This is a genomic window from Chelatococcus reniformis, assembly GCF_014640075.1.
GTDB classification, from domain to species: Bacteria; Pseudomonadota; Alphaproteobacteria; order Rhizobiales; family Beijerinckiaceae; genus Camelimonas; species Camelimonas reniformis.
Map to the genome: position 1 here is coordinate 396,587 of NZ_BMGG01000007.1, position 26,353 is coordinate 422,939.

Genomic DNA, 26,353 nt, shown 5'->3' on the forward strand with positions numbered 1-26,353 from the left:
CTCCGTCATGGCCGGGCTTGACCCGACCAGCCATCCGCTCAAAGAGACGAGATCACCGCGCGGAGGGACGAGCGCACCATGACAACACCGCTCAAGGGCGTTCGCGTCCTCGAACTGGCGCGCGTCCTCGCCGGCCCCTGGGCCGGCCAGCTTCTCGCCGACCTCGGCGCCGACGTGGTCAAGGTGGAGCGCGCGGGCGTCGGCGACGACACCCGGCAATGGGGGCCGCCCTTCGTGCGCGGGGCCGACGGCGCCAACCTCTCCGCCGCCTATTATCACTCCACCAACCGCGGCAAGCGCTCCATCGAGGTCGACTTCGAGAGCGAGCAGGGCCGCGCCCTGGTGCGGCGGCTCGCCGCCCACGCCGATGTCGTGATCGAGAACTTCAAGGTCGGCGGGCTCGCCAAGTACGGGCTCGACTACGCCGGCTTGAGCGCGATCAACCCCCGACTGATCTATTGCTCGGTCACCGGCTTTGGCCAGGACGGCCCCTATGCGTCGCGGCCGGGCTACGATTTCATGATCCAGGGGCTCGGCGGGATCATGTCGCTGACCGGCGAGCCCGAGGGGGAGCCGGTCAAGACCGGCGTCGCCTTCGCCGACATCTTCACCGGCATGTATGCGAGCGTCGCCATACTCGCCGCGCTCCAGGGCCGCACTGCGACCGGCGCCGGCTGCCACATCGACATGGCCCTGCTCGACACCCAGGTCGCGGTGCTCGGCAACCAGGCGCTCAACTATTTCGTCGCCGGCGAGCCGCCGCCGCGCATGGGCAACGCCCACTCCAACGTGGTGCCCTATCAGGTGGTCCCGGCGGCCGACGGCCACATCATCATCGCCTCGGGCACCGACGGCCAGTACGTGAAGATCTGCGAGGTGCTGGGCGTGCCGGAGCTCGCCCACGATCCGCGCTTCGCCAAGAACGCGGATCGGCTGGCCAATCGCGGCGAGTTGATGGCCCTGCTGACCGCCCGCACCGCCACCTTCACCAAGGACGATCTGCTGGCCAAGCTCGTCGCGGTGGGCGTTCCGGTCGGGCCGATCAACCGGCTGGACGAGGTGTTCGCCCATCCGCAGGTGGTGTATCGCGGCCTGCGGGTGGAGCTGCCGGCCGCCGATGCGGCGGGGGGCAGCATCCCGACCTTGCGCTCGCCCATCGTCATCGACGGTGAGCCGGTGTTCGCCCCCACGCCGTCGCCGGCCCTCGGCGCCGATACGAACGACGTGCTGCGCGATCCCGCGTGGGGCGGCGCGGGGCCGGCCGCGGCCGCGGGGGGCTGAGATGGCAGCCGCTCCCGCCAACGACCGCAGCGCCGCCGCGGTCCTCGTCGACCAACTGGTGGTGCACGGCGCCCGGCACGTCTTCTGCGTTCCCGGCGAAAGCTATCTCGCCGTCCTCGACGCCTTCCACGATGCGCCGCTCGAGGTCACCATCTGCCGGCAGGAGGGCGGGGCGGCGATGATGGCGGAGGCGGTGGGCAAGCTCACCGGCCGCCCGGGCCTCGCCTTCGTAACGCGCGGCCCCGGCGCCACCAATGCCTCGCCCGGCCTGCATATCGCCGCGCAGGATTCAACGCCGATGATCCTGTTCGTCGGCCAGGTGGGCCGGCGCATGCGCGGCCGCGAGGCGTTCCAGGAACTCGACTACCAGGCGGTGTTCGGCACCATCGCCAAATGGGTGGTGGAGATCGATGACGCCGCCCGCATTCCCGAGCTCGTCTCCCGCGCCTTCCACGTCGCCATGCAGGGGCGCCCCGGGCCGGTCGTGGTGGCGCTGCCCGAAGACATGCTGCGCGAGCGTGTCGCCGTCGCAGATGCGGCCCGCGCCGAACCCGCCGAGACCCACCCGGGCCTCGCTGACATGGCCGACCTGCAGAAACGCCTGTGGCGGGCCCGCGCGCCCGTGGTGCTGCTCGGCGGCTCGCGCTGGACGGTGCGCGGCATCGAGGCCATGGGCCGCTTTGCCACGCGCTTCGACCTGCCGGTCGCGGTGAGCTTCCGCCGGCAGATGCTGTTCCCCGCCGCCCATCCGTGCTTCGCCGGTGACTTCGGCATCGGCCCCAACCCCAGGCTGCTCGCCCGGGTCAGGGCCGCCGACCTGCTGCTTCTGGTCGGCGCCCGGCTGTCGGAGATGCCGAGCCAGTCCTATTCCCTGCTCGGCATCCCCGAGCCCGGCGTCGAGCTCATCCACGTCCATCCCGATGCGGCGGAGCTCAACAAGCTCTACCGGGCGAGCCTTGCCATCCAGGCCAGCCCGGCGGCGTTCTGCGCGGCGCTGGAAGGCGTCGAGCCCCCGCGGGCCATGGCCTGGGCCGGCGCTGCCGCCGCGGCCCATGGCGACTACCTCGCCTGGAGCGACCCGGTGCCCGTGTGCATCCCCGGCTCTTTGCAGATGGGCGCGGTGATGGCACAGCTGCGCGGCCGTCTCCCGGCGGACGCGGTCCTGTGCAACGGTGCCGGCAACTACGCCACCTGGGTGCACCGCTTCTGGCCCTTCGGCGGCTTCGGCACCCAACTTGCGCCGACCTCCGGGTCGATGGGCTACGGCGTGCCCGCCGCGGTGGCGGCCAAGCGGCTCGACCCGGCGCGGACGGTGGTGGCGTTTGCCGGCGACGGCTGCTTCCTGATGAACGGCCAGGAGTTCGCCACGGCCGTGCAGCATGGCCTGGCGATCGTGGTCATCGTCGTCGACAACGGCATGTATGGCACCATCCGCATGCACCAGGAGCGGGAGTATCCCGGCCGGGTCTCGGCGACGGCGCTCACGAATCCCGATTTCGCGGCGCTGGCGCGCGCCTACGGCGGCCATGGCGAGACGGTGCGGGCGACCGCGGAGTTCGCGCCCGCCCTGGAGCGGGCGCTGGCCGCGGGCGGGCCGGCGATCATCCACTGCCTGATCGACCCGGAGGCGATCACGCCGACGACCACTCTCACCCAGATCCACGACCGTGCGATCGCGGAGGGCGCACGGGGATGAATGCTGCGATGGATGGGCGGATGGGCCCGACAGCCAGCCCCCGCTCCCTCATTTCGCGTCGTGGAAGATGATGCCGGCCGTGTGCCGCCTACCGGAGCGGACCCGGCTCACGCCGTGGCGGAGGTTGACGCGGTAACTGCCCTTCGAGCCCTGAACGGGGCGGTTATGGACGGCGAAGGCCACCGCATCCCCCTGGCGCAGGGGCACGACCTCGACACGGCTCTGCATGCGTGGCCGCTGCTCGGTGAGCACGAACTCGCCGCCGGTGAAGTCCGCGCCAGGCTGCGACAGCAGGATCGCGGCCTGTATGGGAAAGGCGAGATCGCCGTAGAGATCTTGGTGGAGACAGTTGAAGTCCCCCGGCTCATATTGCAGCAGCAACGGCGTCGGCCGCGTCTGGCCGGCGTCGTGGCATCGCGCCAGGAACGACGCGTGGTCGCCGGGGAAGTGCCCGTCGATCCCCATCCGCTCGTTCCACGCGTTGGCGACACGCGCAAGATGCGGATAGAGCGCCGTCCGCAGACCGCCCAGGAGGTCGGGAAGCGGGTATTTGAAGTAGCGATATTCGCCTCTGCCGAAGCCGTGCCGCGCCATGTGGATATGGCTTCGAAAGTGGCTTTCATCGGGATAGAGGGCCGCGATGGCGCGGCACTCCTCCGGCGAGAGCAGCTTCGGCAGAACGGCGCAGCCGTAGCCGTCGAGCTCGCCCGCGAGCGCGGGCCAGTCGTAAGCGGCAACGCGCGCCGCCGCGGACGAATCCGCGACGGGCGAGGCGAGGCCGGACGAACGGGGGGGCATGCCAATGGCCTCCTTGCCAGTGTGCTCACATCCGGAGCGCTTCTCCCGGACCGGATCGACAACCTACTGAGAGCTCACATCTAGAGCATTTCCGCGTTTCTTCGAATCGCCGAAATGCTCTATCTGTTTGATTTGTCGCGTTTTCTTCACGCGAATCGGCGTCCACTTCGCTCGAAAACGCTCTCTAGGCAGCCTCGATCAGGCCGAGCTGGGTCAGGGCGGTGACGCCGTCGTCCAGGCCGATCTCCTCAACGATCCTGCCGTCGCGCAGCTTCAGCACGGTGGTGCCGGTGAAGTGCATCCTGCGGCCGGTCGCGGCGGACAGGCCGCCGATGAGAAAGTCGTCGAAGGCCGGCCCCGTATGAGTGCCGCCGCCTTCCCACTGGCCGACGACGTAGTCGCCCTCGGCGATCAGGTCCGCCGTTCCCCAGAAGTTGAGATCGGGAAATGCCGCGCGGAAGTCGTGCATGAACGCCTTGATGTCGTCATGGCCGCGGCGGGGCTCATGCAGCGAGTATTTGAGCAGCATGTCCGGTGCGGCGATCTGGTCGACGACCGCAAGATTGACATCCTTGCCCCAGAACTCCGTAAACCAGCGGACGACGACTGCCTTGTTATTTTCTTCCCTGTTCATCGGCGTGGATCCTCGTATTCCGTTTCGAGAGGATCATCGAAGCTGATCGACGACCTGCACGACGGATTACACGCGAGGACATCTCGCCGAACTCCGGTTCTTGCCTTGAAACCGCTCGGCCGCCCGTGCCGTCGGCACGCGACGGCTTTGCCCGACGTGGTCGCGACGCCCCGCCCGGGCGGGATCGGGGTAGCGGCCCTGATGCGCCAGGCCCCCGCCGCCGGGGTTGACTCAGTGCGCCTTGCCCGCCGGCGGTTGCGCCAGGCGGTCGACATAGGCGATGCCGATGGCCGACAGGATGAAGACCGTGTGGATGACGGTCTGCAAGATGACGCCCGTCTCCGTGTAGTTGGTCTTGCCGGGCACGCCGAGGTTGCCGGCCTCGATGAAGGTGCGCAGCAGGTGGATCGACGAGATGCCGATGATGGCCATGGCGAGCTTGATCTTCAGCACGCTGGCGTTGACGTGGCTCAGCCACTCCGGCTGGTCGGGATGGGTTTCGAGCTCCAGCCGCGACACGAAGGTCTCATAGCCGCCGATGATCACCATCATCAGCAGGTTGGAGATCATCACCACGTCGATCAGGCCGAGAACCACGAGCATGATCTGCTGCTCGCTGAAATCCGTGGCGTGGGAAAGCAGGTGCCACAGCTCCTTGAGGAACAGGAAAGCGTAGACGCCCTGGGCGACGATCAGCCCGAGGTAGAGCGGCAGCTGCAGCCAGCGGGAGCCGAAAATGACGGCCGGCAGGGGCCTCAGGCGCGGAGGCAGCTTCGGCTCGGTCGGGGTCGGTGGCGTCGGCGACATGGGTGTGGCGCGGCTCGATCTCTGGCGAAGGGAACGGTCGGGAGATAGAGGCCATCGCCGCGCCGCACAAGGGTTGCGGCGTCGCCCGCGGTCAGGGCAGCAGCTCGGCCCGCGCCGCGCGCGTCTCGCGCACCAGGAACTCGACACTGGCGCGGATGCGGGCGACGTCCTTGAGGTCCGCATGCACGATCAGCCAGAACGAGCGGACCAGCGTCACCGTCTCGGGCAGGACGTGCACCAGCCCGGCGCGCGCCGCCATGAAGCGTGGCAGCACGCACACGCCTGCGCCGGCCTGCGCGGCCATCAGCTGCGCCACGATGTTGGAGCTCTGCAGATGTGCCCGGAGCCCTTTGGCCACCTCGTCGAGATAGTCGAGTTCCGGCGTGTAGATCAGGTCGTCGATGTAGCCGATCACCTTGTGGGCGAAGAGATCCTCCACGCGCTCGAGCGGCGGGGCGTGGTCGAGATAGGCTTGGGCGGCGAACAGGCCCAGCGCGTAGTCGGCGAGCTTGCGCGCGACGATCTTGCCCTCTCGCGGCGGGTTGAGAGAGACGGCGATGTCGGCCTCGCGCTTGCTGAGCGAGGGGATGCGCGGCATCGCCACCAGCTGGATGTCGAGCTCGGGATAGCGCTCGGCGAGGCGGCCGATGCGCGGCGCCAGGAAATAGGTGCCGAAGCCGTCCGGCGCGCCGATGCGCACCGTGCCCGACAGCCTGAGGTCGGCGCCGCCGATCTCACTCTGGGCGGCCAGGGCCTCCGTCTCGATCGCCTCCGCCTTGGTGAGCAGGCGTTCGCCGTGGGCAGTGAGCTGGTAGCCTTGCGGGCGCCGTTCGAACAGCTTGGCCTTGAGCGAAGCCTCGAGCGACGTGATGCGCCGCGACACCGTGGCATGGTCGGCGCCGAGCCGGCGGGCGGCGACGGTCAGCCGGCCGGCGCGGGCGACGGAGAGGAAGAAGCGCAGGTCGTCCCAATCGAAGCCGGTCATGCATACCTTCGTGGCCGGGCATCGGGGATGGCTCTTGCGCAAAAATGCACGACCGAGCTTCAAGAAAGCCTATAGCTGTGCGCAGATGTCAATGATAGTCGACCAATCCATCGCAGCGGGGATCCGCGGGCGCGATGGGCGGTGGCCGCCACTCGCGTATCATGGGATCTGGACCTTGCGCCCGGACCGGTCGAGAGTGCCGGACCGCGCGGATCTGAAACTCGGGAGCAGCGCCATGCGCACCATCGGCCATTTCATCGGCGGCAAGCACGTCCCCGGCACGTCCGGACGCTTTTCCGACGTCTACGAGCCCATGACCGGCGAGGTTCAGGCCAAGGTCGCTCTGGCCACCAAGGCCGAGCTCCGGGCAGCGGTGGAGAATGCCCGCGACGCCCAGGTCGGCTGGGGCAACACCAATCCACAGCGCCGCGCCCGCGTCCTGATGAAGTTCCTCGACCTGGTGCAAGCGGAATACGACAGCCTGGCCGAGCTCCTGGCGCGGGAGCACGGCAAGACCGTCCCCGACGCCAAGGGCGACATCCAGCGCGGCCTGGAGGTGGTGGAGTTCGCCTGCGGCATCCCTCACCTGATGAAGGGCGAGTACACGGAAGGCGCCGGGCCCGGCATCGACATCTATTCCATGCGCCAGCCGCTCGGCGTGGTCGCCGGCATCACCCCGTTCAACTTCCCGGCGATGATCCCGATGTGGAAGTTCGCGCCGGCGATCGCCTGCGGCAACGCCTTCATCCTGAAGCCGTCCGAGCGTGATCCGGGCGTGCCCATGCGCCTCGCCGAGCTGATGCTGGAGGCCGGCTTGCCGGCCGGCATCCTGAACGTCGTGAACGGCGACAAAGAGGCGGTCGACGCCATCCTCGACGACCCGGACGTCCGCGCCGTCGGCTTCGTCGGCTCCTCGCCGATCGCCCAGTACATCTACGAGCGTGCGGCGCAGACCGGCAAGCGGGCGCAATGCTTCGGCGGCGCCAAGAACCACGCCATCATCATGCCCGATGCCGACATGGACCAGACCGTCGACGCCCTGATCGGCGCCGGCTACGGCTCGGCCGGCGAGCGCTGCATGGCCATCTCGGTGGCGGTGCCGGTCGGCAAGGCGACGGCCGACAAGCTGATCGAGAAGCTGGTGCCGCGCGTGGAGAGCCTGAAGATCGGCCTCTCCACCGATCCGACCGCCGACTACGGCCCGCTGGTCACGCGCGAGGCCCTGGAGCGGGTCAAGGGCTATGTCGATACCGGCATCAAGGAAGGCGCCAAGCTCGTCGTCGACGGCCGCGACTTCAAGATGCAGGGCTACGAGAACGGCTTCTACATGGGCGGCTGCCTCTTCGACGAGGTGACGCCAGAGATGAAGATCTACCAGGAGGAGATCTTCGGGCCGGTGCTCAGCGTCGTCCGCGCCAAGGACTACGACGAGGCGCTCCGACTGCCCTCCGACCACCAATACGGCAACGGCGTCGCCATCTTCACCCGCGACGGTGACGCGGCGCGCGACTTCGCCGCCAAGGTCAACGTCGGCATGATCGGCGTGAACGTGCCGATCCCGGTGCCGATCGCCTATTACACCTTCGGCGGCTGGAAGCGCTCGGGCTTCGGGGATCTCAACCAGCACGGTCCCGATGCGGTCCGCTTCTACACCAAGACCAAGACGGTCACCTCGCGCTGGCCGTCCGGCGTCAAGGAAGGCGCCGAGTTCGTCATCCCGACGATGGCCTGACAGTGTTCGGGCGCCTTCTGCCTGCATTGGTAGCAGTCGTGGGGCTGGGATCGCCTGCAGCAAACAGCTTCAGCTGTCCCAGCCTAGCCTACTGGCGAATGCCGTTGGCAGAAGGCACCGAGCTCATCCAAGCCGAGAGGCTGGCCAAAAGCATGGTCGATGCCGCCCCCGTCATCTTCGAGGGGACGTACGTGTCTACGAAGACCATCAAATTTCGCGGTGGTTATATCTTCGTGAGTCGTTTCAGTGTCGACCGTGCGCACAAGGGCAGAATCCCCAATCATGTATCAGTCCTTGAAGCGTATTGTATGCTTGGTGATTGTGACATTGATGCAGGGCGGCGATCCGCCAAAGCGTGGGGAGCAACCCAAGGGGGACGCTTGAACTTCCTCATTGAAGCTGATCCACGCCTGCCGGAAAAGTTGAGGAACGCGCGCGAGTGGCCGGTCGTCGGGGTGCGTTCTGCCTGTGGCCTCGTCGTCGACGCGTCGATCGCGGCCAATCCTCCGACAAACTGCACGGAGGAGGTGTACTGCCGGCGGAGGCAACTGGCCCACGACGCTTTGCTGCATGAATTGGAGCTGCTGAATCCATCCACGGCCATTCCTCCAATAGCCGTTCCGCAGAGTGAGCCGTAGTAAGCAAATAACCAGATGGGGAGCCCTGAGGACGCCATGACACACTTCGCCCTCAGCGAGGATCACATCGCCATCCGCGACATGGCACGCACGTTTGCCGAGGAGCAACTGGCACCGCACGCCCTGGCCTGGGACGAGGCCAAGCATTTTCCGGTCGAGGAGATGCGGGCGGCGGCGGCGCTCGGCATGGGCGGCGTCTACGTGCGCGAGGACGTGGGGGGCTCCGGCCTCACGCGCCTCGACGCGGCGCTGATCTTCGAGGCGCTGGCGAGCGGCTGTCCCACGGTGTCCGCCTTCATCTCCATCCACAACATGGCGTCGTGGATGATCGACACCTACGGCAGCGACGAGCAGCGCCGGCGCTTCCTGCCCAAGCTCGCCACCATGGAATGGATGGCGAGCTATTGCCTCACCGAGGCCAACGCCGGCTCGGATGCGGCGGCGCTCGCCACCAAGGCGGTGCGCGACGGCGACCATTACGTGCTCAATGGCGCCAAGCAGTTCATCTCCGGCGCCGGCGCCACCGACGTTTACGTGGTCATGGTGCGCACCGGCGGCGAAGGCGCCGGCGGCGTCTCGACTCTGGTCGTGCCCAAGGACACGCCCGGCCTCTCCTTCGGCGCCAACGAGCGCAAGATGGGCTGGAACGCCCAGCCCACCCGCTCGGTGATCTTCGACAATGCGCGTGTGCCGGTGGCCAACCGGCTGGGCGAGGAGGGCATCGGCTTCAAGATCGCCATGGCGGGCCTCGACGGCGGGCGGCTCAACATCGCCGCCTGCTCGATCGGCGGCGCCCAGGCGGCGCTCGACAAGACGCTGGCCTACGTCAATCAGCGCAAGGCCTTCGGCAAGCGCCTCGACGAATTCCAGGCTTTGCAGTTCCGCATTGCGGACATGGCCACCGAGCTGGAGGCGGCGCGCACCTTCCTGTGGCGGGCGGCCGCTGCCCTCGACCGCAAGGACGGGGACGCGAGCCGCCTATGCGCCATGGCCAAGCGCTTCGGCACGGACATCGGCTTCGAGGTCGCCAACCAGGCCTTGCAGCTGCATGGCGGCTACGGCTACCTCGCCGAATACGGCGTCGAGAAGATCGTGCGCGACCTGCGCGTGCACCAGATCCTCGAGGGCACCAACGAGATCATGCGCGTGATCGTGGCGCGCAGCCTGATCGGACGATGACATCGCGGGCGGCGCGGCCGCTCACCTCGCCCCGCTTGCGGGGAGAGGTCGGCTTGCGCGCATGCGCAAGCCGGGTGAGGGGACCGGAGGAATCTCGACGCGGTCACGCCACGTGGGCAAGTCCCCTCACCCCTCCCTCTCCCCGCAAGCGGGGCGAGGGTGCGCGGCGGCTCCGTCGCTACCCAACCATCAAATCCATGGTGCAGACGCACGAGGCGAGGATGGCCATCCATCCGCCAGGCCAACTCAATCGGGAGAGACGCAATGACCACCATCGCCTTCATCGGCCTCGGCAACATGGGCGGCCCCATGGCCGGCAACCTGGTCAAGGCCGGGCACACGGTGCGCGGCGCCGACCTGTCGGTCGCCTCGTGCGATGCCGCGGCGAAGGCGGGGGTGGCGGTCTCGGCTAATGCGGTCGAGGCGGTCGCCGGCGCCGAGGTGGTGGTCACCATGCTGCCGGCCGGCAAGCACGTGCTCGGCGTCTGGCGCGAGATCGTGCCGGCGGCGCCCACGGGCGCGCTGTTCATCGATTCCTCGACCATCGACGTCGCCAGCGCGCGGGCGGCGCACGCCCTGGCCAAGGAGGCGGGGGCGCTCTCGCTCGACGCCCCGGTCTCCGGCGGCGTCGGCGGGGCCCAAGGCGCCACCCTCACCTTCATGGTCGGCGGCGGCGTCGACGCCTTCACCAAGGGCAAGCCGCTGCTGGAGGCGATGGGCAAGAAGATCGTCCACTGCGGCGACGCCGGCAACGGTCAGGCGGCCAAGATCTGCAACAACATGATCCTCGGCATCTCGATGATCGGCGTCTGCGAGGCCTTCGCGCTCGGCGAGAAGCTCGGCCTGTCCCACCAGGCGCTGTTCGACGTCGCCTCCACGTCGTCGGGCCAGTGCTGGTCGATCAACACCTATTGCCCGGTGCCGGGCCCGGTGCCGACCTCGCCCGCCAACAACGACTACAAGCCGGGCTTCGCCGCCGACCTGATGCTGAAGGACTTGAAGCTGGCCCAGGAGGCGGCGCTGGCCAGCGGCTCCGCCACGCCCCTGGGCGCGGAGGCGGCGCAGCTTTATGCGCTGTTCGCCGGGGCCGGCAATGGCGGCGCCGACTTCTCCGGCATCATCAAGTTCCTGCGCGGCGCCTAGAGCGTTTTCGAGCGAAGTGGACGCCGGTTCGCGACAAGAAAACGCGACAAATCAAACAGATAGAGCATTTCGGCGATTCGAAGAAACGCGGAAATGCTCTAGACCGCGAAGAAGCGCTCCAAATTCAAGAGATCATGAGCATTTCTCTGGCATGGATGGCCTCATCCGATGGCCAAATGCTCTTGGGCGGCGCGCCGTCCGGCCGGCCGTCGATCAGCCGGCCGGACGGCTCATCGCGAGGGAACATTCCGGCGGGCTCGGACATGCATGTCCGAGGGCCGTCCGGTTCGGATGACAATGACCAATTGGGATCTCGTCCTGCCGGCGGACACGTTTCGGTGCGGCAGTGTTGCCCCATCTCTACAGCGCCAGCGATGAACGGCGGCTACCGTTAGGACAACCGAGATCAATCAAACCGCGCGATCGTCATGGAGATCAGGGCTCCCACGTCCAGGTCGACCCCACCCAAAGCCCCGTTGAAGGCTCAGGCGCCCGCCGGGCCGTCGCGTCCTGCGGCCCGGCACGCGGCTTCGCGCTTCGATCCGGCCGAGGACGCCGCCGTCCTGCTGCGCCGCCTGGGCTTCTTCATCCTGGTCTTCGCCGTGCCCGTCGCGGCGATCTGGGCACGCCGCGCCACCGTCATCCTCGTGCCGGTCGGTACGGCGCTGCTCGTGCTGGCCGCCCTTCTCGACCGGGCGGCGACGACGCGGGCCCGCACGCTTCGCGAAACCTTGATGTCCAACGGCGGAGCCTGCGCCCTCCTGCTGCTCGGCTGGGCTGCCCTGTCGATCGCCTGGACGCCGTTTCCGGACACGGCGACGGAGAAGATCGTCAATATCGTCGGCACCATTGCGGTGGCTCTCGCCGGCATCGTCAGCCTGCCGCTGCGCATGCGCGCGGCCAACCTCTACCTGGTCCCCCTCGGCGCCGGCATCGCAGCCCTGGCCGCCATCGCCGTCATCCTGCTCCGGCTCAGCACGGGCCTCGCGGTGCCGAGCGAGCTCGACCCGCTGGAGCGCGCGGTGGCGATCCTGGCGGTCATGGTCTGGCCGGGCGTGGCGTGGCTCGTCTCGCGCAGCCGCCCGGGGAGCGCGGCCGCGCTGGTGGCCGTGGTGGCCCTGGCCGCCGGAATGGCGGGGGATCGCGCGTCCATCGCCGCCCTGCTCGTCGGCGCCATCGTCTACGGCGTGGTGGCGCTCGGGCGCCAGCACGGCGTGCGTGCCATCGCCATCGTGCTGCCCGCCATCCTGGCGATCGCGCCCCTGGTGCCTTTCCTGGTGCGGCCGTTCTTGAAGTTCTTCCACGGGCCGCTCTATCCGGGCGCCGCCGCCCTGCGTATCTGGGCGGACGAGGTCGGCCGCGATCCGCTGCGGCTGATCACCGGCCACGGGCTCGATACCAGCCTCAGGGCACGCTTCATCGGGCTCTTGCCGCCCGATGCGCCGCAGACGCTGCCGTTCGAGATCTGGTACGAGCTCGGCCTGATCGGCGCTCTGGCCGCGGCCGCGGCCCTGTTCTTCGCGCTGTCCTCGTCGGCAGCGCTCAACAAGGTGCTGATCCCCGGCGTGCTCGCCGGCTACGGCAGCGCCTTCGCCATCGCCTGCCTCGGCACGGCCAATGCCCAGGCGTGGTGGCTGTCCGTCATCGGCGCCGTGGTGCTGACCTTCGTCGCCATCGAGCGCGGGCAGTTCCGCACCCACCGGCCCGGCGTGCAGTTGCTGCGCGTGCGGCGCGCGGCCGAGCCGCCCGCCGACGGGCCTCATGGTGCGCCACCGTAACTCGCGCGCCGGCGCATCCCGCACCTGATGCATCGGCCCCGGCCGGAACCGGCTCGGGCCGGGCAACGTTCGCCTTCAGACGGCTGCGACAGGCCGGGGGCTGCATCGCGTGGCCGTGCGAGAGCACGGACCGGCGAGGCGCCTCCTCCCTCCCGCGGCCCAACACTGGAGAGCGATCGTGATCGATACCCAACATGTGACTCCGACCGAGGCTCGGCAGGGGCGCCCCGGCTGGCCGGTCCTCTATGTCCTGATTGCCGGGCTCGTGCTGGCGTCTATCGCGGCGGGCATCATCTTCTTCGGCGCCAAGGCCACGGACGACGTGCCCAACAGCTCGACGAAGGGCGTATCCGAAGCTCCGGCGTTGAGCCTGGCGGCCTGATCAGGTGATCTCGAAGTCGGCCAGGACAGGCCGGCTCATCTCGCGCTCGAACACGTCGTAGCCCCAGGGATAGGAGGCGACGTTGCCGAGCTTGTCGATATACCAGCTCTTGCATCCCGAGGCCCAGATCGAGGCGCCGGCCTTGGCCTTGATCGCTTCGTAATAGGCCGACGTCGCATCGCGCCCCGGTGCAATGCGGCGTGCCTCGCCCGCACGCAGCATTCCCAGGAGCTGAAGCACGTAGCTCAGCTGGCGCTCCAGCGTCATCAGGAACGAGAAGTTGCCGATCGGGCTGTAGGGGCCACCCAGCATGAACCAGTTCGGGAAGCCGGGGACGCCGACGGCGCGGTAGGTGACGTTGCCGTCGGCCCAGGCCTCGTCCAGCGTCTGTCCGCCGTCTCCGCTCACCTGGGTCCGGCCCATGGGATGGTGCGGGTCGAAGCCGGTGGCGAGCACCAGCACGTCGAGCTCATGCAGGCGCCCGTCGGCGGTGCGCACGCCGCCCGGCTCGATTCCCACGATGGTGTCGGTCACCAGCTCGGCGTTCGGAGACTGGATCGCCGGGTAGAACCGGTCCGAGACGATCAGGCGCTTGCAGCCGAGGCGGTAGTGCGGCGTGAGCCGGGCCTTCAGGTCCCCATCCCCCACCGTGTCGAGGTTGGCCTGGCAGGCGGTCTGCATCTCGTCGTACCACTGCGGATTGTCGCCGACGAGGGCGGCGCAGAAGGCGCCGTTGAAGGTCTCGGCAAGCCGCTCGTATTGCTCGGCCATCAGCGCCGGCTCGGCCCGGAAGGCAGCCTTGCGCTCCTCGCGGATGGGCGGGTTGGGCTCGGGCAGGATCCATTGCGCCGTGCGCTGGAACAGCGAGACCTTGGCCACGTCTTCGACAATCGCCGGCAGGATCTGCACGGCGGTGGAGCCGGTGCCGATGATGCCGACGCGCTTGCCGGCGAGGTCGACGCGATGGTCCCAGCGTGCGGAATGAAAAGCCGTGCCGGAAAAATCCGCCAGTCCAGGGATGTCCGGGTAGACCGGGTGGTGCAACACGCCCACCGCCGAAATGACGGCATCGAACGAGCCCTGATCCCCTTTCGTTGTCTGGATGCGCCACGCGCCGCCGTCCCAGCGCGCCGCCGTCACCTCATTGTCGAAACGCACCAGCGGCGTCACGTCGAACTCGGCCGCGACCTTCTTCATATACGCCTGGATCTCGCCGCCGGGCGAGTAGCGCCGGCTCCAGTCCGGATTGGGGGCGAAGGAGAAGCGATAGAGGTGGGAGGGGACGTCGCAGGCGAGCCCGGGATAGGTGTTGTCCCGCCAGGTGCCGCCGACGTCGTGTGCCTTCTCGAAGATGGTGACGTCGCGTATGCCGATGTCGCGCAGGCCGATGGCGGCGGCGATACCGCCGGCGCCGGCGCCGATGACGGCTAGTCTGAGCGGCCTGGTGGATCCGGACATGGGCAGGTCTCTTTCGCGCTGATGATGGCGGGCCATCGTGGATTGATCATTCGGCACAGGCGACCTCGCCTTCGGGCGCCCAGCGCCCGGCCGCAAAGCGCTGTAATTGCAGGCACTTCACCAGCCGGTGCTGCGTCGGGCTCGACGACAGCAGGATGCCGGGCAGCACCAGCGGCGGCCGGTAGTCGCGCAGGGAATTCGCCGCTTTCAGCACGTTGGCGCGCGTCAGCGTGTCCCCGGCCTGGCGCAGCACATGGGCGACGGTCTGGCAGATGGACCATCCCCAGACGTTGAAGACCTCGCTGGTGTTGCCGCCCGCATAGTACTTGTCCATCCAGGCCAGCCATTCCTTGACGTCGTCGGCCGTGGCCTGGCGGGGATCGCCGGGGTCCTTGAGGAAGGCGGCCGAGAATAGCTTCTCGTCGCCCTTGAGGTCCGCCGCCTTCAGCACCAGTTCGGGCGAATTGGCGACGTAGGGAATGAAGATGTTCGGCTGCCAGCCGAGCTCGCGGATGGCCTTGATCCCCTGCGCGACGAACTTGCCGGTGGCGGCGAGGTAGACCGTGTCGGCGCCGGCGGCCTTGATCTGGGCGATCTGGGACGTGATGGTCGGCTCGGCCGCCTCGTAGGGCCGGGCTGCCACCAGCCGGCCCGCGCCGTCGGCCCCGAGCCCGGCCTTCACCCCGGCCAGGAAATCCCGGCCGAAATCGTCGTTCTGGTAGAGCACGCCGATCTTGGAGGTGCCGAGCGTATCGACCATGTAGCGGGCGAACACCGCCCCCTCCTGCGCCGCCGCGGGCTGCCAGCCCATCATCCACGGGAAGAGCTCGGCGTCGGAGATCTTGCTGGCGGACGAGGCGACGAACAGATGGGGCACCTTCTTTTGAGCAAGGTAGGGCGCCGCGGCGAGGCTCGTCGCGGTGCCGACGCCGCCCACCAGGAACAGCACCCCGTCGCCCTCCACCAGCCGGCGCGTCTGCTCGACGGTGCGGGCGGGGTTGTAGCCGTCGTCGTAGGAGATGAACTCGATCTTGCGGCCATGGATGCCGCCGTCGGCGTTGATCTTGGCGAAGCAGCGGCTCAGCGCCTCCCTGTACGGCAGGTAAATGGCGACTGCGCCGCTGGCGGCGGCGACGTTGCCGATCTTGATGGTGGTGTCCGTTGCCCCCTCGTCGTAGGTGCCAGCGGTCGCCGGCCCACAGGCGAGCTGAGCGAGGGCGAGGAGCGAGGCCCATGTGCCCATGCGATGCTTCATCCGATCCTCCCGTTGCGTGGCGTTCCTGTCGACGCCTTACGCGGCTAGGGTTTAGCCGGGCGTGCGATGAATTGGCCCTCTCGGAAAGCGTAGGGAGCCCATGGACGGAGAGGTGAAGCCGCTGGCTATGCGGCGGCTGCGGCAGCATCTGGCGGCCTTGCGTGGTGCGGCCGGTCTCGATGCGGCGATCCCGGAGCTGGAAGGCATTGCCGCCGCCATCGGGGCGGCGAAGACGGCCTGGGCGCCGGATCTGTCGCGGCCCTATTTCGACCCGCTGATGGACGCGTTTCATCGGCGCCAGGGATGGCCGGACGAGATCATGCGGATCTGGTGGAACGACCACGCCACCCTCAAGATGCCCTTCTACATCCGGTGCCGCTTCGAGCATCTGCCATTCGTCACCGACCTCTTGGCGCCGGCGCGCCATGGCGCGCTGCCGCCGCCGGAGCAGCGGCGGGCGACGACCATCGTGCTGGCCATGGGGCTCACGGCGATGATCACCGTGCCGGTTCATCTGCCCCGCGGGCAGGTCGCCATGGTGACCTGGGCCGGCGGCTTCGGGGCAGACGGCGCCGCGGCGATCGTCGCCGGGGCCGGACCGGAGCTGCTGGCGTGCGGGCATTTCTTCATGCACGTGCTGCGCCGCCGGCCTGGCCGGCGGGGGCTTACGAGCGAGGACCTGTCGCGCCTCACGCCGCGCGAATGGGAGTGCCTGCGCCTCACCGCGCAGGGCTACCGCGAACGCGAGGTGGCCGAGCTCAGCGGCGTCTCCGCCACTACCGTGCGCTTCCACCTGGATAACGTGGTGCGCAAGCTCGGCGCCGCGAACCGGGCGCACGCGGTGGCGCTGGCGGCCCAGCTCGGCATGCTCGGCCCGATCGGTGCCTGATCGGCACCCGCGCTCTTCGTATCAGCTGAGAGCGCCGACCAGGGCGCCGATCAGGCAGGTGGAGAGCGTGCCGGAGATGACGGTGCGCGGCCCGAGCTTGAGGATGTCGTCGCGGCGGCCGGGCGCGAGCGCCGTGAGGCCGCCGACCATGATGCCGAGCGAGCCCAGGTTGGCGAAGCCGCACATGGCATAGAGCATGATCAGCCGGCTGCGCGGCGACAGCGCGTCGGGCGGCAGCGCGGCGAGGTCGAGGTAGGCGATGAACTCGTTGAGGATGGTCTTGGTACCCATCAGCGCCCCGGCCGTCGGGGCCTCCGCCCACGGGATGCCCATCAGCCAGCACAGCGGCGCCATCACCGCCCCGAGCAGGCGCTGCAAGGTCAGCGGCGCGCCCATGATCTGCGGCAGGAGGCCGATTGCGGCGTTGACCAGATGCACCAGCGCCACCAGCACGATCAGCATGGCGACGATGTTGAGCAGCAGCTCGAGGCCGACGGTGGTGCCCTTGACGATGGCGTCCATGGTGCTCGAGGCGATCGGCTCCATGGGGCCGAGGCTGCCGGGCATCTGCTGGGCCTCCGTCTCCGGCATCATCAGCTGCGCGATCAGGATCGCCGCGGGCGCGCCGAGAACCGAGGCGACGATGAGGTGGCTGGCCACGTCCGGGATGACGTCGCGCAGGATGGTGGCGTAGACGACGAAGACCGTGCCGGCGATTCCGGCCATGCCGCCGGTCATGACGATGAACAATTCGCTCCGGGTGAGCTTGGCGAGATAGGGGCGGATGAACATCGGTCCCTCCACCATGCCCACGAAGATGTTGGCGGCGGTGGCGAGCCCGACCGCGCCGCCGACGCCGAGCAGGCGTTCGAGCACGAAGGAGAAGCCGCGCACCACCGGCGGCAGGATGCCCCAATAGAACAGCAGCGTGGTGATGACGCTGACCACTAGCGCGACCGGCAGCGCCTGGAAAGCCAGGATGAAGCTGTTGCCCGGCGCCTTGACGTCGTAGGGGGCCGGCCCGCCGCCGATGTGGCCGAAGACGAAGGAGGTGCCTGCGCGCGTCGCCTCGGAGATCGCATCGACGGCACCGTTGGCGCCGCGCAGCAGGGCGACGATCGGCGGGAGATGCAGGGCGATGGCCGAGAGTGCGACGGTCAGCGCCAGCGCGGCGGCGATCCGGCGCCAGGACACGGCTTGGCGGTTGTTGCTCAGCAGCCAGGCAACGGCGAGGATGACGAGGATGCCAAGCCCGGATTGCAGCCGCTCGGCGATCATCGCGGCCTCGCTGCCGGGTCAGCTGTCCTTGGCGGCCAGCGTATCGTGCAGCAGCTGCAAGGCCGCTTCGGCGAAGGCGATCATGTTGGGCTCGCGCTCGCCGAGCCCGGTACGCAGGGTGCGCGTGTCGGCCACGGGGCCGGCTATGGCCAGGCAGGTGTGGCCGGTCGGGTCGCCGTAGCGGTTGGTGCTCGGCCCGGCGGCACCGGTCTCGCACAGACCCCAGGTGGCGCCGAGGCGCAGGCGCACGGTCTCTGCCATGAACGCCGCATAGGCTTCAGTCGAGCTACGCACGCCGGGCGGCAGCCGCTCGATGCCGAGGAAGCCGCGCGCCGCCGGACGCGCGTAGGTGACGCTGGCACCCAGGAAGTAGGCCGATGCGCCGGGCACCGCGAGCAGCGCCGCTGCGACGAGGCCGCCGGCGGATGATTCCGAGATGCCGATCGTCTCCTGGCGGGCGATGAGCCGTTCGGCGCAGGTGCGGGCGAGACGGGTGAGGCTGGGCGGAATGGTGTCGGCGCTCATGCCTCCTGGTTTGGGCCATGGCTGAGATAAGTCAAGGCCCTGCCGGCCCGCGGCCACGCCGAGACGGAGCTGGCGTCTATTCGCTCGGGAAAGTGACCGCTTCGATGCGGTTGCCGTCGAGGTCAACGATGAAGGCGGCGTAGTAGCGCACGCGGTCGTGAGGCCGCAGGCCCGGCGCGCCGTCGCTGCGGCCGCCCGCGCTCAGCGCCGCCGCATGGAAGCCGTCGACCTCGCCCGTGCTTCGGGCGCGAAGGGCGACGTGCATGCCGCTGCCCGGCTCGGCCTCGGTCATCCCGGCGCGCAGGTTGATCCAGAATTCGGGATAGGCCTTGCCGAAGCCGACTGTCGCCGGCCGGATCACCAGGCGCGACAGCCCGAGCGGCGCCAGCGCCAGTTCGTAGAAGCGTGCCGAGCGCTTGAGATCGCTGACCGCGACGGAGATGTGGTCGATCATCGGTTCCTGTGTCGCAAGCCAAGGCGCGGGCGATATCCCGTCGATGGCCGATATTCGGGCCGGCTGGCGGCCGCAGGCAAGCACATTGGCCATGGCAAGCAAGCCAGGGCGGCCGACATATCCTAGCATGACGAAAGTGCTCGACTGGCGAGGCAAAGGGAGAGACGATCCGTCTCCGTCTCCCTGAGGAGCAGTAGCCTTGTGCGAGAGGTCGCGTTCGGTGCGATCTGCGCTCCGCGGCGGTAGGGCACGCTCGGAGCATTTCTCTCTGATCGGGTCGTTCCCGCCGATCAGAGAGAAACGCTCCGGATACGAAGACTTGGAGTGTTTCTACCCGATCAGATGAGTCCATCGGATCGGGGGATGCTTTCAATGCGTGGCTATAGCAGGAGGTCGCGATGACGGATCATGAGCATCACCAGCCCTCTGACATTGCGCTGCGTGTCAAGGCGGTCGAGTCGTTGCTGGTCGAGAAGGGGCTGATCGATCCCAAGGCCATCGACCTCCTGGTCGATGCCTACGAGACCAAGATCGGCCCCCACAACGGCGCCGCCGTGGTGGCGCGTGCCTGGTCCGATCCGGTCTACAAGCAGCGCCTGCTCGATGACGGGACGGCGGCGATCGCCGAGCTCGGTTACTCCGGCATCCAGGGCGAGGACATGGTCGTGGTCGAGAACACGCCCGGCGTCCACAACATGGTCGTGTGCACGCTGTGCTCCTGCTACCCGTGGCCGACCCTGGGACTGCCGCCCAACTGGTACAAGGCGGCGCCCTACCGCTCGCGCGCGGTGATCGATCCGCGCGGCGTGCTCAAGGAGTTCGGCATGGAGCTCCCTGGCGACACGGAGGTCCGCGTCTGGGACAGCAATGCCGAGCTGCGTTACCTGGTCCTGCCCATGCGCCCGGCCGGGACGGAGGGGCTCGACGAAACCCAGCTTGCCGAGCTGGTCACGCGCGACAGCATGGTCGGCGTCGGCCAGCCCGTCGGCGCCAAGTGAAGGGCCCTTGTCATGAACGGGATCCACGACCTCGGCGGCATGCACGGCCTCGGGCCGATCGATATCGATCCGGGCCAGCCGATCTTCCGCGCCGAATGGGAACGCCGGATGTTCGGCATGTTCATCCTGGCGTTCGCCGGCGGACATTTCAACATCGACCAGTTCAGGGCGGCGATCGAGAAGATGAGCCCCGCGCATTACCTCGAGTCGCCATACTATGAGCACTGGCTCCACTCGCTCGAGCGTTGGTGCATCGCCAACGGCTCGCTCACCGAGGCCGAGATCGACAAACGGGTTGGTGAGATCAGACAGGGGCAAGCGTGATGCCACAGATTTTTCCTGCCGAAGGTGTCGCCGACCTGATCAGGGCCGGAGGCTCCTGCCGCGTCGATGCCGTGGTTGCGCCCGGCTTCGCCCCCGGTGACAAGGTGATGGTCCTCAACATCAACCCGGCGACACATACGCGGCTGCCGCGCTACGTTCGCGGCAAGCGCGGCGTCGTCCACAAGGACCACGGGGTCTTCGTCTTTCCGGACAGCAATGCCGAGCTGAAGGGCGAGAAGCCCCAGCACGTCTACAGCGTCGCGTTCGCCGCCCGCGAGTTGTGGGGTGACGATGCGCCGGCGACGGACAAGATCTTTATCGACATGTTCGAAGACTACATCGTCAGCGACGAGAGTTGAGGCGAGCCATGGTAGAGACTGTCGAGATCGGCCAGGCCCCGGGCCAGCCGGGCGACGGCGACGGCCCGGTGTTCCGCGAGCCCTGGGAGGCGTCGGCTTTTGCCATGGCGGTGGCGCTGAGCAAGGCGGGCCACTTCACCTGGCCGGAGTGGGTGGAGAGCCTGTCGAGCGAGATCAAGGCGCACGATGCCGAGCATCACGACGACGACGGGCACGATTACTATCACATCTGGTTCGCCGCGCTGGAAAAGCTGCTGGCGAGCAAGCAGCTGCTCGATCAGCACAGCGTCGACGACCGTCATCAGTATCTGAAGGACAACCCGGTGCCGCACGACCACGTGGCCCGGCGCGAGCCGGTCTGCGTGGCCTGATCGGGCTGCTCTGCCGGCCGATCGTCCATCGATTTCGGCTTAGGCGCGCGGCCGACCGCAGGAGTGAGCGGCCCCGGCCGCCCCCCGGCGCAAAAAGGTGAGTAACATGTCCGACGAGCTTGGCTTTGAAAGCCTGACCCGGGTCTCGGAGCTCATCCGGAACCGGAGCGTGTCGTCGGTCGAGGTGACAGCGGCCCAGCTGAAACGGATCGAGCGGTTCGACGGCACCTATCGCAGCTATACCACAGTGCTCGCCGACCGGGCGCTGGCCCGGGCCGAAGCGGCGGACGGGGAACTCGCCAAGGGCATCTGGCGCGGGCCGCTGCATGGCGTGCCGGTGGCGGTGAAGGACCTGTGCAACACCACCTTCGCGCCGACCGGCGCCGGCACCATGATGCTGCGCGCTGTGGTGCCTGGCCACAACGCCACCGTCGTTGATCGCCTGGAACAGGGCGGTGCGGTGATCCTCGGCAAGCTCAGCATGACCGAGGGGGCCTACACCAGCCACCACCCCGAGAACCCGTCGCCGCTCAACCCCTGGGGGCTCGATCACTGGGTTGGCTCCTCCTCCACCGGGTCGGGCGTCGCCACAGCCGCCGGCCTCTGCTACGGCGCCATCGGCTCGGACACGGGGGGATCGATCCGCTTTCCCTCGGCCACCTGCGGCCTCACCGGCATCAAGCCGACCTGGGGGCGGGTGAGCCGCTATGGGGTCTTCCCGCTCGCCGCCTCCCTCGATCATATCGGCCCGATGACCCGCGACGCCGCCGATGCGGCGGCCATGCTGGGCGTCATCGCCGGTGCCGATCCGCACGACCCGACGGCGCTGTCCGCTCCGGTTCCCGATTACCTCGGCGAGGTCGGGCGCAACATCCGCGGTCTGCGTATCGGTATCGACCGCCGTTTCGTCAGCGAGGGCATCGATGCCCAGGTGGTGGCGGCGCTGGAGGCGGCAGAGGGCGTGCTCGCCGGACTCGGCGCCCGCATCATCGAGATCCGCTTTCCCGCGACGACGGAGCTGGTGCGCGGCTGGATCCCGTTCTGCGCGGTGGAGACGGCGATCGCCCACAAGGAGAGCTATCCCGCGCGGTCCCGCGACTATGGCCCTGACCTCGCGGCGCTGATCGAGCAGGGCCGCGCCATGTCCGGCGCCGAGCTCGGCGAGATCTACCATGAGCGGCTCGCCTTCTCCGGCGCGCTCGCCGCCGTGTTCCAGGACGTGGACCTGATGCTGGTCCCCACCATGCCGGTGCCGATCCCGAGCTTGGCGCAGATGGCCGCCTACGGTGAGGATCCGGACGTGCTGCTTCGCATTCTCCGCTTCACGGCGCCCTTCGACTTCTCGGGAAGCCCGACGATCACGCTGCCGGCCGGCATTGACGAGACGGGCATGCCGCTCAGCCTCCAGCTGGTCGGCCGCCATCTCGGCGAAGACCTGCTGTGCCGGGCCGGCCACGCCTTCCAGCAGGTCACTGACTGGCACACGCACCGCCCGCCGCAGCGCGGGGGCTGAGTGAGCGCCGGGTGGCACGGCCGTCGTCGTCAGTGGGTCGGTTTGGCCCGCTGGGCGAGGATCGACTGGGGTGTGACCCCGTAGGCCGCCTTGAAGCTTCGGCTGAAGTGCGAGAGCTCCTTGAAGCCGAAGCGGAAGGCCGCGTCCGTCACGTTCTGCGCCAGCCCCGCCGCGATCTCGTGATGACTCGCCTCGAGCCGTTGCTGCCAGACCCAGCGCATCGGGGTGGTGCCGATCCTGGCGAACAGCCGGTTCAGCGTCCGCAGCGATACGCCGGCGTGGTCGGCCATGCGCTCGCTGCCGAGGGCCGGATCACCCAGGTGGGCGATCGCATAGCGCTTGCCGCGTTCGAGCTGAGCCGACTGCGCCGGGGCAAGCGCCTCGCTCTCGCCCTCGATCTCGATGTCGATCAGCGCCAGCAGCATGTTGAAGGCGGAGGAGCCGAGCCGTGCCCCGGCCGTCGGGCTGTGCAGGCAGGGCGAGGCGGGATCCACGCATTGCGTCAGCAGACGGCCGAGCAGCGGCCGCAATGGATTGCCGGCGCCGATGGCCCGGGCGCAGAGTGCCTCGCTGACACGCGCTCTGGCGGCCAGCATGTCTCGCGGCAGCTTCATCACGATGGCCGCGGCACCGAGCTCGTAGGTGAACGGCAGACGAGCGTCGTACAGGACGACGTCGCCCGCCCGCTGGCGCACGGTACGCCCGCCCTGCGTCAGCCGGCCCTCGCCATTGACCAGATATCCCATCAGGATGTCGTCGTCGGGCGCGACGCGGATATCGCGCGGCTCCCGCGTCCAGACGTGGCGCGGCGCCTTGAGCGCGCCGATCATGAAGGGGCCGAGATCGCTCAAGGCGAGCTGCGCGTCGAACGGCCCGGAGCTGCGGTCGGCGCAGCCGGCCGTGACGAAATGCTTGCAGACCACGTCGCGCCAATAGTCGAAGCGCTCTCCCGGCCGCAGTGCGCTCGTATCGAAGCCCGCGGGCATGGCCGTTCTCCATTCTCGAGGCTCAAGCGAGGAGCGTCTCGACTAAGCAAGGAGTGCGCCACTTCGAGTGTACAGGGCGCTCGTCAGCTCCCGGCGTGGCCTCGTGCGGGTCCGCGCCCAACCGGTTCCTCCGATCAGAACGGGTTGACGAAGTTGAGGATCGCCGCCTGCCGCAGCACCACCTGGCGGATGATGTGGCTCACCTTGACATGGTCGGTGTAGATCGCCGCGTCGCCGACGCTCCCGGCCGGCAGCCGCTCGCCCAGGCGCGGCTCGTCGAGCCTGACGCGGATCACGAAGGGCCCGGTCTCGATCTGGCGGGGCGCCACGGCCGTGCCGGACGGCGCCGCCTGGCCGGTGGCAATCGCCTGCAGGACCGTTTCGACTTTGCCGCTGTGGATCTCGCCGGGCAGAAACTTGAAGGTGAGCTCGACCTTCTGCCCGGGCTCGATGAAGCGGGCGTAGATTTGCGGCACCTCGACGATAACGATCGACTCCGAGGTGTCGATGAAGGCCATCACGGGCGACAGCGGCAGGTTGGAGACGCGAGCGCCCTTGCGCAGCGTCACGTTGGTGACGTAGCCGTCGGCCGGCGCGCGCACCACCGTCTTGTCCAGGTTCCACTTGGCGCCCTCGATCTGGGCCTCGAGCTGCTTCACCTGGGCCTGGCGCTCCTCCACATCGAAAGCCCGCCCGGCCGCCGTCCGCTGCAATTGCTCCATCTGCTTGAGCCGCGTGTCGGCCAGCGCAAACTGCGCCTGGAGTGCATCGAGTTGAGCCCTGAACGGGGTGGGGTCGATCTTGAACAGCACGTCACCCGCTTTGAGCGGCTGATTGGGCGCGACTGGCACCTCGGCGACCTCGCCGGCGACGTCGGGCACGATCTGCACCGACTGGCGCCCGACCAGCGCCGTGCCCGCTGGCGCCCCCCAGCCCATGGGGATGAACAGCCCGACGAGCAACAGCAGGAGCACGAGGATCGGCGAGATCTTCCAGAACAAGTTCGAGGGGATGACCTTGAGCCAGATCAGGACGACGAGGACGAGGATGTAGGCGTTGAGCAGAAAGACGATCATGGCGCCGGCTCCCGCGGCGGCACCGGCCGGGCGGGAATGTCCACATAAGCCCAGATGAAAGCCAGCGGCCAGAACACCAGGCCGAAGATCAGGGTGATCCAGCCCGCGACGCCGACGGCCTCGGCCCAGGGATGGCCACGCCGCCGCGCGACGTGGCCAGGCGCGATGCCGATGATCAGCAGCACTGCGACGGCCGACGCCACCGCGACGATCAGCACGATGATGGCGAAGATATCGATGAACGCCATGGCGGGCTCCTCGCGCGAGACGGAACTGCTCGGATTGTCACTGCTTCAGCCGCGCGCCGACCTCATCGGTGAGCTGCCGCAGCTCGTTGGGAGCCGGAGTGCGAGTGGCCGCCTATGGGGAATGCGACCGTAAGCAGACCCATCGTGCCCTGCGGCCGGTTCTCGACCTCCACCTCGCGCAACAGCTTGATCCGCGTCGTGACCGGAGTCCCGAGAATGGCGGCGTTATACGACGCCGTCGCGCCGACCGCGGTGACCCGTCCCTTGAAGGGCCCGATGCGATTGCCTTCGCCGCTGTCCGCAGAGATTTGCTCGTAGTGGGCCGCAAGCAGCCCGACAGCGAACTCACGCGTCAAGTTTTTGCTGACCGCGAGATCGACGTGGAAGGCGTTGCCGCTTCGATAGTCGGTATCGGAGTTCTTGCCGTTGAACTCGAAGCCCACCGCGCCGGAGACGTCGAGGCCGAGTTCCGGGTCGAGCCAGGTGAGGGCTGCGTATACGTCTCCAACGGGCCGATTGAAGGCGAGATTGGACAGCTCTCCATCGCGGTAGGCTCCCCCGGGAATGCTCACCGCGACTCCGACAGACCAATGAAATTTGCCCGCATCCCAGCCGATCATGGTCGTCACTACCGGATCGCCGGCGACGAACGTCGCGTCACGATTGCTGAAGGCGAAGCTCTGTCCAAATCGGGGCGCCGCAATCAGGGCACTGGCGCTCACGCGCGGCACCCCGAACGGCAGAGTCACGCCGAAGCCCAGCCGACCTCCGAAGATCTCGACGGGGGTGACCCAACTCGCCGTCAGGAAATCGACCCGGGCCTCGATGTCGACCCCGGCGAGCACTGCCCCGCCGATCTGGATCCGGCGGCCGCCGCTGAGCTCGCCGGAATAGAAGTAGAAGTCGTTGTTGAAATAGAACCCCGGCGGCGGGACAATCCCAGACAGAGGTCCGCGGAGGCCCGGAACATAGAGGCTCGCGCCGCTCTCGGTAGCCTGCGCCCGCCGCCCCAGCAAGGCGCTCGATACGGCGAGCGCGAGGGCAAGGGTCAGCCAGCTTCTACACATAGAGGATTCGCTCCCGAGACCCGATGTGGGAGCATGGCTCATCCATCGGGCCGGGTAAACCCGGTGGCTAAGCCGCGGTTCCCAATTGTCAGTGTCCGGGAGAGCTGGCATCGTGACCCCGCTCCCGCACAACCCAGTTGCTGCGCCAGCTGCTGGGAAGCGGACACTTCAGTGGCAAAATGAGCAGCATGGAACGGCCTGCACGATCCTTTCTGCTTGCGCCGAGTCGGCGTTTATCTCCGGTGGTCGCTGGCTTGGGTCGGATCGGCAATATCTGGAGGAAGCTCTCGGGCACCGGGTGCGGGATTGGACCAAGGCGCCGCGCCAGGAGGAGCCGGCTAAGCTATGCCTTGAGCCGAGGGCTGCTCGCGCGGGGGCGCCGCGACTGCCAGATCTGCATGCCGGCGCGGTGAAGGACCCGCGCCCCTGGACGCACCATCGCCCGCGGTCGATGCAGGCCGACGGCGCGTCTTGCGTATCTCATCGCCGCGTCGGCGAG

At 68.4% G+C, this 26,353-nt stretch carries 27 protein-coding genes; 14 read left to right on the forward strand and 13 right to left on the reverse strand.

Features of this window, described 5'->3' with window-relative positions:
• Positions 1–78: 78 nt before the first annotated feature.
• Together IEW34_RS20490 and IEW34_RS20495 are read left to right on the forward strand one after the other, a co-directional pair.
• Entirely contained in the window at positions 79–1,281 is a 1,203-nt protein-coding gene (locus tag IEW34_RS20490; RefSeq protein WP_188611076.1) for a CaiB/BaiF CoA transferase family protein, read from the forward strand.
• Position 1,282: 1 nt separating this feature from the next.
• Positions 1,283–2,977: a thiamine pyrophosphate-binding protein gene (locus tag IEW34_RS20495; RefSeq protein ID WP_188611077.1), complete on the forward strand. Its 1,695-nt coding sequence runs from the start codon at positions 1,283–1,285 to the stop codon at positions 2,975–2,977.
• A gap of 48 nt (positions 2,978–3,025) precedes the next feature.
• Here the strand turns inward: IEW34_RS20495 and IEW34_RS20500 are convergent, their stop codons facing one another.
• The 4 genes from IEW34_RS20500 to IEW34_RS20515 form a co-directional block, all read right to left on the reverse strand.
• Positions 3,026–3,775 carry a 2OG-Fe(II) oxygenase gene (locus tag IEW34_RS20500; protein WP_188611078.1) on the reverse strand — a complete coding sequence of 250 codons (750 nt, stop codon included), beginning with the start codon at positions 3,773–3,775 and terminating at the stop codon, positions 3,026–3,028.
• A gap of 184 nt (positions 3,776–3,959) precedes the next feature.
• Entirely contained in the window at positions 3,960–4,409 is a 450-nt protein-coding gene (locus tag IEW34_RS20505; RefSeq protein WP_188611079.1) for an ester cyclase, read from the reverse strand.
• A 231-nt stretch (positions 4,410–4,640) separates the two neighbouring features.
• Entirely contained in the window at positions 4,641–5,216 is a 576-nt protein-coding gene (locus tag IEW34_RS20510) for a TIGR00645 family protein (RefSeq protein WP_188611080.1), read from the reverse strand.
• Between the two features lie 91 nt (positions 5,217–5,307).
• Positions 5,308–6,201: a LysR family transcriptional regulator gene (locus tag IEW34_RS20515; RefSeq protein WP_188611081.1), complete on the reverse strand. Its 894-nt coding sequence runs from the start codon at positions 6,199–6,201 to the stop codon at positions 5,308–5,310.
• 235 nt (positions 6,202–6,436) lie between these two features.
• On the opposite strand from IEW34_RS20515, the gene IEW34_RS20520 reads away from it, so the two are divergent.
• The 6 genes from IEW34_RS20520 (at position 6,437) to IEW34_RS20545 (ending at position 13,053) form a co-directional block, all read left to right on the forward strand.
• Entirely contained in the window at positions 6,437–7,933 is a 1,497-nt protein-coding gene (locus IEW34_RS20520) for a CoA-acylating methylmalonate-semialdehyde dehydrogenase (protein ID WP_188611082.1), read from the forward strand.
• A gap of 104 nt (positions 7,934–8,037) precedes the next feature.
• Positions 8,038–8,571 carry a hypothetical protein gene (locus IEW34_RS20525; protein ID WP_188611083.1) on the forward strand — a complete coding sequence of 178 codons (534 nt, stop codon included), beginning with the start codon at positions 8,038–8,040 and terminating at the stop codon, positions 8,569–8,571.
• A 36-nt stretch (positions 8,572–8,607) separates the two neighbouring features.
• The gene (locus IEW34_RS20530) at positions 8,608–9,750 is read left to right on the forward strand and encodes an isobutyryl-CoA dehydrogenase (protein WP_188611084.1); all 1,143 of its coding nucleotides are present in this window, start codon (positions 8,608–8,610) and stop codon (positions 9,748–9,750) included.
• Between the two features lie 264 nt (positions 9,751–10,014).
• Positions 10,015–10,893, forward strand: a complete 879-nt coding sequence (mmsB, locus tag IEW34_RS20535) for a 3-hydroxyisobutyrate dehydrogenase (RefSeq protein ID WP_188611085.1) — start codon at positions 10,015–10,017, stop codon at positions 10,891–10,893.
• A 476-nt stretch (positions 10,894–11,369) separates the two neighbouring features.
• Positions 11,370–12,671 (forward strand): peptide ABC transporter permease, encoded by a 1,302-nt coding sequence (locus tag IEW34_RS20540; RefSeq protein ID WP_188611086.1) that lies wholly within the window; start codon positions 11,370–11,372, stop codon positions 12,669–12,671.
• A gap of 178 nt (positions 12,672–12,849) precedes the next feature.
• Complete coding sequence (locus tag IEW34_RS20545; protein ID WP_188611087.1) at positions 12,850–13,053, forward strand: hypothetical protein; 204 nt, start codon at positions 12,850–12,852, stop codon at positions 13,051–13,053.
• Here IEW34_RS20545 and IEW34_RS20550 read toward each other — a convergent pair whose 3' ends face one another.
• Together IEW34_RS20550 and IEW34_RS20555 are read right to left on the reverse strand one after the other, a co-directional pair.
• On the reverse strand, positions 13,054–14,511 hold the full coding sequence (locus tag IEW34_RS20550) for a flavin-containing monooxygenase (RefSeq protein ID WP_188611088.1): 1,458 nt from the start codon (positions 14,509–14,511) through the stop codon (positions 13,054–13,056). It lies immediately after the preceding gene.
• Between the two features lie 46 nt (positions 14,512–14,557).
• Positions 14,558–15,766, reverse strand: a complete 1,209-nt coding sequence (locus IEW34_RS20555; protein WP_188611089.1) for an ABC transporter substrate-binding protein — start codon at positions 15,764–15,766, stop codon at positions 14,558–14,560.
• Positions 15,767–15,866: 100 nt separating this feature from the next.
• Here IEW34_RS20555 and IEW34_RS20560 point away from each other — a divergent pair, with 100 nt between their 5' ends.
• Positions 15,867–16,655: a helix-turn-helix transcriptional regulator gene (locus tag IEW34_RS20560; protein WP_210324542.1), complete on the forward strand. Its 789-nt coding sequence runs from the start codon at positions 15,867–15,869 to the stop codon at positions 16,653–16,655.
• A gap of 21 nt (positions 16,656–16,676) precedes the next feature.
• On the opposite strand, the gene IEW34_RS20565 is transcribed toward IEW34_RS20560, so the two are convergent.
• The 3 genes from IEW34_RS20565 to IEW34_RS20575 form a co-directional block, all read right to left on the reverse strand.
• Complete coding sequence (locus IEW34_RS20565) at positions 16,677–17,933, reverse strand: NupC/NupG family nucleoside CNT transporter (protein WP_188611091.1); 1,257 nt, start codon at positions 17,931–17,933, stop codon at positions 16,677–16,679.
• Positions 17,934–17,951: 18 nt separating this feature from the next.
• Complete coding sequence (locus IEW34_RS20570) at positions 17,952–18,458, reverse strand: CinA family protein (RefSeq protein WP_188611092.1); 507 nt, start codon at positions 18,456–18,458, stop codon at positions 17,952–17,954.
• Between the two features lie 76 nt (positions 18,459–18,534).
• On the reverse strand, positions 18,535–18,912 hold the full coding sequence (locus IEW34_RS20575) for a VOC family protein (RefSeq protein ID WP_188611093.1): 378 nt from the start codon (positions 18,910–18,912) through the stop codon (positions 18,535–18,537).
• Positions 18,913–19,310: 398 nt separating this feature from the next.
• Here IEW34_RS20575 and nthA point away from each other — a divergent pair, with 398 nt between their 5' ends.
• The 5 genes from nthA (at position 19,311) to IEW34_RS20595 (ending at position 22,477) form a co-directional block, all read left to right on the forward strand.
• On the forward strand, positions 19,311–19,910 hold the full coding sequence (nthA, locus tag IEW34_RS20580; protein WP_188611094.1) for a nitrile hydratase subunit alpha: 600 nt from the start codon (positions 19,311–19,313) through the stop codon (positions 19,908–19,910).
• A gap of 12 nt (positions 19,911–19,922) precedes the next feature.
• Positions 19,923–20,234, forward strand: coding sequence for an SH3-like domain-containing protein (locus IEW34_RS30945; RefSeq protein WP_210324543.1), 312 nt, complete (start codon positions 19,923–19,925; stop codon positions 20,232–20,234).
• Positions 20,234–20,593: an SH3-like domain-containing protein gene (locus tag IEW34_RS30950; protein ID WP_210324544.1), complete on the forward strand. Its 360-nt coding sequence runs from the start codon at positions 20,234–20,236 to the stop codon at positions 20,591–20,593. The genes IEW34_RS30945 and IEW34_RS30950 overlap by 1 nt, the downstream gene beginning before the upstream one ends.
• 8 nt (positions 20,594–20,601) lie before the next feature.
• Positions 20,602–20,964, forward strand: coding sequence for a nitrile hydratase accessory protein (locus IEW34_RS20590; protein ID WP_188611095.1), 363 nt, complete (start codon positions 20,602–20,604; stop codon positions 20,962–20,964).
• 106 nt (positions 20,965–21,070) lie between these two features.
• Positions 21,071–22,477 carry an amidase gene (locus IEW34_RS20595; protein WP_188611096.1) on the forward strand — a complete coding sequence of 469 codons (1,407 nt, stop codon included), beginning with the start codon at positions 21,071–21,073 and terminating at the stop codon, positions 22,475–22,477.
• A 29-nt stretch (positions 22,478–22,506) separates the two neighbouring features.
• Here IEW34_RS20595 and IEW34_RS20600 read toward each other — a convergent pair whose 3' ends face one another.
• The 4 genes from IEW34_RS20600 to IEW34_RS20615 all read right to left on the reverse strand — a co-directional run bounded on the left by IEW34_RS20600 (position 22,507) and on the right by IEW34_RS20615 (position 25,896).
• Positions 22,507–23,463 carry an AraC family transcriptional regulator gene (locus IEW34_RS20600; protein ID WP_188611097.1) on the reverse strand — a complete coding sequence of 319 codons (957 nt, stop codon included), beginning with the start codon at positions 23,461–23,463 and terminating at the stop codon, positions 22,507–22,509.
• 134 nt (positions 23,464–23,597) lie between these two features.
• Positions 23,598–24,539 (reverse strand): HlyD family secretion protein, encoded by a 942-nt coding sequence (locus tag IEW34_RS20605; protein ID WP_188611098.1) that lies wholly within the window; start codon positions 24,537–24,539, stop codon positions 23,598–23,600.
• The gene (locus IEW34_RS20610; protein ID WP_188611099.1) at positions 24,536–24,787 is read right to left on the reverse strand and encodes a DUF3302 domain-containing protein; all 252 of its coding nucleotides are present in this window, start codon (positions 24,785–24,787) and stop codon (positions 24,536–24,538) included. Before IEW34_RS20610 ends, IEW34_RS20605 begins: the two co-directional genes overlap by 4 nt.
• A gap of 62 nt (positions 24,788–24,849) precedes the next feature.
• Positions 24,850–25,896 (reverse strand): SphA family protein, encoded by a 1,047-nt coding sequence (locus IEW34_RS20615; protein WP_188611100.1) that lies wholly within the window; start codon positions 25,894–25,896, stop codon positions 24,850–24,852.
• Positions 25,897–26,353: the final 457 nt, after the last annotated feature.